The organism is Paenibacillus macerans, from assembly GCF_050565405.1.
In the GTDB taxonomy this organism is placed as follows: domain Bacteria; phylum Bacillota; class Bacilli; order Paenibacillales; family Paenibacillaceae; genus Fontibacillus; species Fontibacillus macerans_B.
Map to the genome: position 1 here is coordinate 22,485 of NZ_JBNYYG010000070.1, position 6,966 is coordinate 29,450.

General features: G+C 54.3%; 6 protein-coding genes. All 6 read left to right on the top strand.

Going from position 1 to position 6,966, the window contains the following annotated elements; all coding sequences use genetic code 11:
• Window positions 1–16 precede the first annotated feature (16 nt).
• The 6 genes from hemW (at window position 17) to dnaJ (ending at window position 6,853) form a co-directional block, all read left to right on the top strand.
• Window positions 17–1,201, top strand: a complete 1,185-nt coding sequence (hemW, locus tag ACQ4N8_RS25180) for a radical SAM family heme chaperone HemW (protein ID WP_430707103.1) — start codon at window positions 17–19, stop codon at window positions 1,199–1,201.
• Window positions 1,202–1,408: 207 nt separating this feature from the next.
• Entirely contained in the window at window positions 1,409–1,876 is a 468-nt protein-coding gene (locus tag ACQ4N8_RS25185) for an N-acetyltransferase (protein WP_430707104.1), read from the top strand.
• A 112-nt stretch (window positions 1,877–1,988) separates the two neighbouring features.
• On the top strand, window positions 1,989–3,020 hold the full coding sequence (gene hrcA / locus ACQ4N8_RS25190; protein ID WP_430707105.1) for a heat-inducible transcriptional repressor HrcA: 1,032 nt from the start codon (window positions 1,989–1,991) through the stop codon (window positions 3,018–3,020).
• A 106-nt stretch (window positions 3,021–3,126) separates the two neighbouring features.
• Complete coding sequence (grpE, locus tag ACQ4N8_RS25195) at window positions 3,127–3,711, top strand: nucleotide exchange factor GrpE (protein WP_430707109.1); 585 nt, start codon at window positions 3,127–3,129, stop codon at window positions 3,709–3,711.
• Window positions 3,712–3,766: 55 nt separating this feature from the next.
• On the top strand, window positions 3,767–5,620 hold the full coding sequence (gene dnaK / locus ACQ4N8_RS25200; protein WP_430707106.1) for a molecular chaperone DnaK: 1,854 nt from the start codon (window positions 3,767–3,769) through the stop codon (window positions 5,618–5,620).
• 108 nt (window positions 5,621–5,728) lie between these two features.
• A complete protein-coding gene (gene dnaJ / locus ACQ4N8_RS25205) occupies window positions 5,729–6,853 on the top strand; it encodes a molecular chaperone DnaJ (RefSeq protein ID WP_430707107.1) in 1,125 nt (374 codons plus the stop codon).
• Window positions 6,854–6,966 lie beyond the last annotated feature (113 nt).

Here is a 6,966-nt window from a genome sequence, read left to right on the forward strand (position 1 = left end):
CACAGGAGGCATGACCATGAACCAAACAGGACAACCGCAGGGGCAGGGAATGCCGCATGCCGTTTATATACACATTCCGTTTTGCACGAATAAATGTTTTTATTGCGACTTTAACTCTTACGTGTTGAAGGATCAGCCGGTGATGGATTATCTGCGTGCGCTGGATCGCGAAATGGAGTTGTCCGTGCGGAAGACGCCGCCGGGCGAAATCAAAACGATCTTCGTGGGCGGCGGAACGCCAACGGTGCTGAACCCGCAGGAAATGGACTATTTTCTGGCTTCGGTGCGCCGGCATTACCCGCGTTGGGCGAGCGACATCGAGTTTACGATGGAAGCGAATCCGGGAACGACGGACCGGGAGAAGCTCGCCGTCATGAAAGCCGGCGGCGTCAACCGGGTCAGCTTCGGCGTCCAGGCTTTCCAGAACGAGCTGCTGAGCGGCATCGGCCGGATTCACAATACGGATGACGTGTACCGGAGCCTGGACAATGCCCGGGCCGTCGGGCTCGATAATCTCTCGATAGACCTGATGTTCGGGCTGCCGAACCAGACGGTGGACATGCTCGATTACAGCGTATCCCGCGCTTTGGAGCTGGGGTTGCCGCATTACTCCATTTACAGCCTGAAGGTGGAGGAGAATACGTTGTTCCACACGCTGTATCACAAAAACCAGCTCCCGCTGCCGAGCGAAGAGGAGGAGCTGAACATGTACCTGTTGCTGATGGACCGGATGACGCAAGCGGGATACAAGCAATATGAGATCAGCAATTTCGCCAAGCCCGGCTTTGAAAGCCGCCACAACATCACGTACTGGCGAAATGAGGATTATTACGGTTTAGGCGCAGGAGCGCACGGCTATGTGGGAAGGCAGCGGCATGTGAACATTAAAGGCGTGAATCCTTATGTCGAAGCCGCGAAGCAAGGTCTGCCGCGGCTCGAGCAGTTCGAGGTATCCCGGGAAGAGGCCATGGAGGATTTCGTCATGGTTGGCTTGCGGATGCTGGACGGGATTCGCAAGGAGGATTTCCGCAAGCAGTTCGGCGAAGCGCTGGACGACGTGTTTGCGGCGCCGCTCGCCAAGATGAGGAACGCCGGATTGCTGGAGTCCCACGAAGATGGGGAGGGCTACCGTCTCAGCCGGCAAGGCATCTTGTTCGGGAATGAGGTGTTTGCCGAGTTCATCGGCATTTTGACCGCATAGAGAGGGTGCTTCATCTCCAAATAAAATGACCAGGCTACTAAAAACAACCAAGCAGCTTCCGCTTTAATTTAAAGTGGCGAAGCTGCTTTTTTGCGTTCCCCTGAATATACTTCGAGAGGTGACATGGAAATAACCTAAACACTCTTGAAGTTTTATACTTAATAATGTATATTTATTCATATTATTCGAGATCGAGGGGGAAACAGCATGCCAGCGGTTGCCGTGTGCAGACAAGCGAAACTTGAGGACGTGGAACCTCTATATGTCATGATTGAGGAGTATGCCCGGCGGGGAATTATGCTTCCGCGCTCCCGAGCGGTGCTTGAACGGCAAATCGAGGATTTCGTGGTCGCGGAAGTGGACGGCCAGGTCGTCGGCTGCGGTTCGCTGTGCAAGCTTGGCGAAGAGCTGGTGGAAATCCGCTCGCTCGGGATTGCCGAAGGACATAAGGGCAAAGGGCTGGGTTCCATGCTCGTCGAGCAATTAGTGAAAGAAGCGCGGAGACAAGCAATCCCCAAAGTGATGGCTTTAACGTATGAAGTATCCTTTTTCGTGAAAAACGGGTTTGCGGTCGTGAGCAAAGAGATCTTCCCGGAAAAAGTGTGGACCGATTGCGTCAATTGCGCGAAGCAGCATTGCTGCGATGAAATAGCCGTACTTAAGATACTGGACTGACTTGACAATCGTCAGGTCGGTTTGGTATTTTTGTATTAGCGATTAGCACTCTAGTGGATCGAGTGCTAACGACAGGATCTAACGGTCAAAATTTAGCTCAGGAGGGATTGCCATGTTAACGGAACGCCAGAGAATGATATTAACAGCTATTGTGGACGACTATATTCGATCGGCGGAGCCAGTGGGATCCCGAAGCATTTCCAAACGGGGGGATGTCGGTTACAGCCCGGCAACGATCCGAAACGAAATGGCCGATCTGGAGGAACTTGGATTCCTGGAGCAGCCGCATACGTCGGCAGGCCGTATTCCTTCGCATAAAGGGTACCGCTACTATGTTGACCATCTGACTCCGTTGAATTTGCTGACGAACGAAGAGCTAACCACGATTAAAGCGTTTTTTGCCGAGAAACTGAACGCCGCCGAGCAAGTGATTCAACATGCCGGGACGATCCTTTCCCATATGACCAACTATACTTCCATCCTGCTCGGGCCGGAAGTTTTTCAGACGTCTTTGCGCCATTTCCAGCTGCTGCCGCTGAATGAGGATACGGCGGTGGCTATCGTCGTGACCAACACGGGACAAGTGGAGAACAAGACAGTCTCCATACCGGCAGGCGTATCCGTCTCGGAAATGGAACGGGTGGTCAACCTGCTGAACCGCAGGCTTACCGGGGTCCCGATCTATAAGTTGAAATCAGCCTTGTACACCGAGATCGGGCAGGAAATGCAGCGTCATACCAAGCATTTCGAAGAGCTGACGAAGGTGCTGGATCAAGTGCTGGATACCGGTTCCGAAGGGCAGCGCCTGTTCCTCAGCGGGGCGACGAATATGTTGACCCAGCCGGAGTTCCGCGATGTCGACAAGGTGAAGAGCATCCTTGATTTACTGGAGGAAACGCCGACCTTGACCCGGATGATTTCGTCCGCTTCGATCGGAACGGGCATCCAGGTGCGCATCGGAACCGAAAACGACCATGAGGCGTTTGCCAACTGCAGTCTCATTACCGCGACTTACCGGATTGAAGGGGAAGCGGTCGGAACGATCGGCATTTTGGGGCCGACGCGCATGGAATACGCCCGGGTGATCCGCATTTTGGATATTTTGTCGAAGGACTTAAGCAACTTTTTGTCCCGAATGCAATAACATGCATGAACTTGCAAGCTAGCTGCATGTTAAGGAGGTGAACATCTTGAAGGAATCACAACCGATTCAAGACAACATCAATCACAGTGTAGAGGAAGAATCGAACATGAACGATAACGTACAAGAGGATCTCAACCAGCCATCCGAACAGGACGCGAGGCAAGACGAAGCGATTCGACAGGAGCCGCAAGGCGAGGTAACCGAAGAAAGCGCGGCGGAAGCTGACAACGTTGGGGATAACTACGCCGAAGTGGAGAAGCTGCGCGCCGAGAACGAGGAATACCAGCAACGGCTGCTTCGCACGCAGGCCGATTTCGATAATTTCCGTCGCCGTACGGTCAAGGAGAAAGAAGAGCTTGGGAAATACGCTTCCGCCAAGCTGATTACCGAACTGCTGCCCGTGATCGACAATTTCGAAAGAGCGCTCAGCTCTGCGGGAGAAGGCACGGAAAACTCCTCTTACGCCAAAGGCGTAGAGATGATTTTCCGTCAGCTTGACGGTGTATTGAAAGCGGAAGGGCTGACGCCGATGGAAGCGGAGGGGCAGCCGTTTAATCCGGAGTTTCATCAAGCGATTATGCAGGTGGAGTCCGAAGACTATGAAGAGGGCATCGTCGTTGAGGTCGTGCAGAAGGGTTATCTGTTGAAGGATAAAGTGCTGCGTCCGGCGATGGTCAAAGTCAGCGGTTAAACTACCTTTTATCACACATAGATTAAAGCAACCTATTTAAGGAGGACATATCCTAATGAGTAAAGTAATCGGTATTGACCTTGGAACGACCAACTCCTGCGTTGCGGTTATGGAGGGCGGCGAGGCGGTCGTTATCCCTAACCCGGAGGGCGCGCGTACGACTCCTTCCGTAGTAGGCTTCAAGAAAGACGGCGAGCGGATCGTCGGTGAAACGGCAAAACGCCAAGCGATTACCAATCCGGACCGCACGATTATTTCGATCAAGAGACATATGGGTACCAACCATAAAGAAACTGTCGACGGCAAAGATTTTACGCCACAGGAAATTTCGGCGATCATCCTGCAAAAGCTGAAATCCGACGCGGAGGCTTATCTGGGTCAACCGGTAACCCAAGCGGTCATCACGGTTCCGGCTTACTTTAATGACAGTCAGCGCCAAGCGACCAAGGACGCCGGCAAAATCGCCGGCCTCGAAGTGCTGCGGATCGTCAACGAGCCTACGGCAGCCGCCCTGGCTTACGGCCTGGAGAAATCGGAAGACCAAACGATCCTCGTGTATGACCTGGGCGGCGGTACGTTTGACGTCTCGATTCTCGAGCTGGGAGACGGCTTCTTCGAAGTGAAAGCAACCAGCGGGGACAACCATCTGGGCGGCGACGACTTTGACCAGAAGATCATCGACCATCTGGTAGCCGAGTTTAAAAAGGATCAAGGCATCGACCTGAGCAAAGATAAAGCGGCGGTTCAACGTCTGAAAGACGCCGCCGAAAAAGCGAAGAAAGAATTGTCCGGCGTGCTGACCACGACGATCTCCCTGCCGTTCATCACGGTCATAGACGGCGTGCCGCAGCACCTTGAAGTCAACCTTACCCGCGCCAAATTCGAAGAATTGACCGCGGATCTCGTGGAACGTACTTTGGGCCCGACTCGCCGCGCGCTGAGCGACGCAGGCATGACGCCGGCCGATATTCATAAAATCGTCCTCGTCGGAGGTTCCACCCGGATCCCGGCCGTACAGGAAGCGATCAAGAAACTTACCGGGAAAGAGCCGCATAAAGGCGTTAACCCGGACGAAGTCGTAGCGCTTGGCGCAGCCGTGCAGGCGGGCGTGCTGACCGGCGACGTGAAAGACGTCGTATTGCTTGACGTAACCCCGCTTTCGCTGGGGATCGAAACGGCCGGCGGCGTATTTACGAAGATGATCGAACGCAACACGACGATTCCGACCAGCAAATCGCAAATTTTCTCCACCTACGCCGACAACCAGCCAAGCGTGGAAATCCATGTGCTGCAAGGGGAACGCGAAATGGCGGCCGGCAACAAAACGCTGGGACGCTTCATGCTGGGAGATATCCCGCTGGCGCCGCGCGGCGTACCGCAAATCGAGGTTACCTTCGACATTGACGCGAACGGGATCGTCAACGTGTCGGCTACCGATAAAGGCACCGGCAAGAGCCAAAAAATCACGATCACTTCTTCCAGCGGATTGAGCGACGACGAAGTGGAACGCATGATGAAGGACGCCGAGCTGCATGCGGAAGAAGACAAGAAACGCAAAGAGTTGGTTGAAGCCAAAAACAACGGCGACCAATTGATCTATAGCGTGGACAAAACGCTCAAGGAGCTTGGCGACAAAGTCGACGCGACCGAAACGGACAAAGCGAACGCTGCCAAAGACGAGCTGAAGAAAGCGCTGGAAGGCGAAGATCTGGAGCAAATCAAGGCCGCTTCGGAGAAGTTGACCGAAATCGTGCAACAGTTGTCCGTGAAGCTGTATGAGCAGGCTTCGCAGGCAGCTGGGGCCGAAGGCGCTGCAGACGGCGCTACGGGCGCTGCCGACGGACCAAGCCGCGACAATGTCGTGGACGCCGATTACGAGGTTGTTGACGAAGACAAGAAACAAAGCTAAGATTGGCACAGAGCGGCGAAGGTTCGAATAGACTTTGGTGAACTGGGAAGGTCAAAGCGCGGGCTGTTTCCGCACTTTGACTTTCCTTTTGCCAGAAAGGGTGGAAGGATGGCAGAGAAACGCGATTACTACGAGGTGTTGGGCCTCGGGAAAAATGCTTCCGACGAGGATATCAAGAAGGCTTACCGTAAGCTGGCTCGTCAATATCACCCGGACGTCAACAAGGCGGAAGATGCGGAAGCGAAATTCAAAGAAGTCAAGGAAGCTTACGATGTGTTGAGCGATGCGGGGAAACGCTCGCGTTACGATCAATATGGCCATGTCGATCCGAACCAGGGGATGGGCGGCGGTTTTTCCGGCGGCGATTTCGGCGGCTTTGGCGATATTTTTGATATGTTCTTCGGTGGCGGCGGAGGAGGTCGGCGCGATCCCAATGCGCCGCAACGCGGCAATGACTTGCAATATACGATGACGATCGAATTCAAGGAAGCGGTGTTCGGCAAAGAGACGGATATCACGATTCCGCGTACGGAAAATTGCGATACCTGTTTCGGTACCGGAGCGAAACCGGGAACGAAACCGCAAACCTGCTCCGTCTGCCACGGCACCGGTCAGCAGGAGGCCGTGCAGAACACGCCGTTCGGCCGCATGGTTAACCGGCGGGCCTGCAGCAACTGCGGCGGCAAAGGGCAGATCATCAAAGAAAAATGCCCAACCTGCTCCGGCAGCGGCAAGGTGAAAAAGCAACGCAAAATTCATGTCCGCATTCCGGCCGGCGTGGATGACGGGGCTCAATTGCGGATGTCCGGCGAAGGGGAAGGCGGATTGCGCGGCGGTCCGGCCGGCGATTTGTACATCGTTATTCGCGTGAAATCGCATGATTTCTTCGACCGCGAAGGCGACGACATTTATTGCGAAGTGCCGCTGACCTTTGCCCAAGCCGCGCTCGGCGATGAGATCGAGATCCCGACCCTGACGGAGAAGGTGAAGCTCAAAATTCCGGCGGGCACGCAAACGGGCACGTATTTCCGCCTCAAAGGCAAAGGAGTGCCGAAGCTGCGCGGCGTAGGACAAGGGGACCAGCACGTCAAAGTGGTCGTCGTGACGCCAAGCAAGCTTAGCGATGAGCAGAGGGATCTGCTGCGTCAATTCGCTTCGTTGGACGGCGAGTTTACGCATGAACACGAGCAATCGTTTTTTGACCGCATGAAACGGGCGTTTCGCGGAGATTAAGATAAGAAAAGCGCGAGCGGCGGGAATTCTAAACTGGCCCCTTAGTCAAGGACACTTTGGAAAAAAGAATTAAGCAGCATTTATGAGATGATTCCTGTATTGCACAGGAGTCA

Bases quoted from the DNA above. Each gene is read 5' to 3' on its own strand.
- hemW (WP_430707103.1), top strand. From the start codon at position 17: ATGAACCAAACAGGACAACCGCAGGGGCAGGGAATGCCGCATGCCGTT.
- ACQ4N8_RS25185 (WP_430707104.1), top strand. From the start codon at position 1,409: ATGCCAGCGGTTGCCGTGTGCAGACAAGCGAAACTTGAGGACGTGGAA.
- hrcA (WP_430707105.1), top strand. From the start codon at position 1,989: ATGTTAACGGAACGCCAGAGAATGATATTAACAGCTATTGTGGACGAC.
- grpE (WP_430707109.1), top strand. From the start codon at position 3,127: ATGAACGATAACGTACAAGAGGATCTCAACCAGCCATCCGAACAGGAC.
- dnaK (WP_430707106.1), top strand. From the start codon at position 3,767: ATGAGTAAAGTAATCGGTATTGACCTTGGAACGACCAACTCCTGCGTT.
- dnaJ (WP_430707107.1), top strand. From the start codon at position 5,729: ATGGCAGAGAAACGCGATTACTACGAGGTGTTGGGCCTCGGGAAAAAT.